At 32.3% G+C, this 2,017-nt stretch carries 2 protein-coding genes; both read right to left on the bottom strand.

Translation table 11 applies throughout. From position 1 onward, the window contains the following. A complete protein-coding gene (locus tag V7137_RS13980) occupies positions 1–1,014 on the bottom strand; it encodes a sensor histidine kinase (RefSeq protein WP_335698651.1) in 1,014 nt (337 codons plus the stop codon). A 169-nt stretch (positions 1,015–1,183) separates the two neighbouring features. Then, complete coding sequence (locus tag V7137_RS13975) at positions 1,184–1,864, bottom strand: response regulator transcription factor (RefSeq protein ID WP_335698650.1); 681 nt, start codon at positions 1,862–1,864, stop codon at positions 1,184–1,186. Between the last annotated feature and the right edge of the window lie 153 nt (positions 1,865–2,017).

Genomic DNA, 2,017 nt, shown 5'->3' with positions numbered 1-2,017 from the left:
TTATTTCATCCCTGTTCCAGTATCCTCAAAAGTTAGCCAGACCGATTCACCTCTTTCTTCAATTGATATCTCTATACTGCCATTCAGTTTATTATATTTAATGGCATTTGATAAAAGGTTATCCCAAACATTATTCAGTAAGGATGGATCACCGATAATTTCTAAATCCGGTAAGGAGTAGCTAAGCATTATACCTTTTTCACTTACTGCCCATTGGTAATTTCGCACCAATTCCTTCAATTGTTGACCAATGTTGAATAATCTTTTTTTCATAATATCCTCATTGCGATCTAACGAGGCAAGAAGTAGCAATTGTTTTGTTAAGGTAGAAAGCCTTTTAATTTCACCGTTAATGATTGAAACGTATTGGGATCTTTCTTCTTTGCTTATTGAATCATTATTATCCAATAAATTCGTATATCCTTTTATATTAGAGAGAGGTGACTGTATATCATGAGAAATATTCGATATGAATTCCTTCCTCATTTCATCAATTTGTTCTAATTTTCTCGCCATTCTTAAAAAACTATGTGAAAGTTCCCCTAACTCATCTTGACGAGTACTATTAAGTTCTATATTAAAATCACCATTTGACAACAATTTGGTTGCTTTAGTTAAGTTAGAGATCGGTTTTACTAAATATTTTGTACTAATAACTACCATCGCTATGCTCAACGTAATCGATAATGCAAGTATCCATCCAAATAAAATGTGCATCTCATTGAAAAGGAGTTTTATATCTGGTCTAACAAAAAGAGCAAAGTTTCTTCCGTTATGTTTCAAAGGAACACCAATCGTATTCCTCAGCTCATTAGCAAAAAATCCTGTTACAAATGTTTTCTGAGGAAAGAGAAGAATTCCATGATAAATATTACCATTTAATACATCCTCTTTAGTCGAAGCTGAAAGACTTTTGTCCCTGAATGGTTCGCCAAAGAATTTTCTATTCCCCTGATTATCTACTAGATTAATTTGGTACCCAACTGCTGAAATACTTTCTAAATACTCTGTCAAGTTGATTTTTGGATGCTCTTTAGCAAATGCTGCAATATCTAGTGCAATTCTTGTGTTTTTTTTGTCATTATAAGGTTTTAATTTTTGTTGATAATAGGTATTAGAGATTAAAAAAGCTAAGATGAAGCTTACAACNNAGTTATTACAATAAATTTCACATATAGAGTTTTCATCTATGTTTGACCTCTAAAAGATATCCAACCCCACGTATTGTTTTTATTTGGAAATCATCTGTCAACTTAGAAAACCGTTCCCTTAATCTTTTTATATGGACATCTACTGTTCTTTCATCCCCTTCAAAATCCAAACCCCAAATATGTTCAATTAGGTGTTCTCTAGAAAAAACTTGCATTGGATTAGAAGTTAGAAAAAATAAAAGTTCAAACTCCTTTAAGGGTAAAAGTGAGGTTCTTTCCCTAATCTTAACCTCATAGCTTTTTTTGTTGATTGTTGTATTTCCAATGCGAACAATTGATTCATCTGGTTGATTATCATATCTCCGTAACAAAGCTTTTATACGAAAACTTAATTCTTTTGGTTCAAATGGCTTAACTAAATAATCATCCGTTCCAGCTTGAAATCCCTTCTCCTTATCCTCAATTTGATTTTTAGCTGTTAAAAGGATAACTGGAATAGCATACTTTTTTCTAATCTCATTTGTTAGCGCATAGCCATCCATAAAAGGCATCATTACATCCACGACTGCTAAATCACAAGCTGCACTATTAAGAATTTCCAAAGCTTCGATACCGTTTTTCGCTTGGAATACTCTATAGCCTATTTCAGATAAGTGAATATCTAGAAGCTTTAAAATATTGAGATCGTCATCAACAATTAGAATAGTTGTCATAAATGTTTTCTCCTATAAAATTCAAAATTACTATCTTTGATTACCTTTATCATAACCATTACATGCAAGCAAAGAAACCGAAGTTGTAAAACTTCAGTTCCTGTTCCTTACATTAATGGTTCTGTTAAACTTGTCAGTTGATTTCCGCTCCAG

Origin of the sequence: Neobacillus drentensis, assembly GCF_036962765.1 — a bacterium.
Taxonomy (GTDB): domain Bacteria; phylum Bacillota; class Bacilli; order Bacillales; family Cytobacillaceae; genus Neobacillus; species Neobacillus drentensis_C.
The sequence above is the reverse complement of the archived record's forward strand: the minus strand, read 5'-3'. Positions and strand labels throughout refer to the sequence as shown.

Coding starts and splice junctions, on each gene's coding strand:
- V7137_RS13975 (WP_335698650.1), bottom strand. CDS start 1,864: ATGACAACTATTCTAATTGTTGATGACGATCTCAATATTTTAAAGCTT.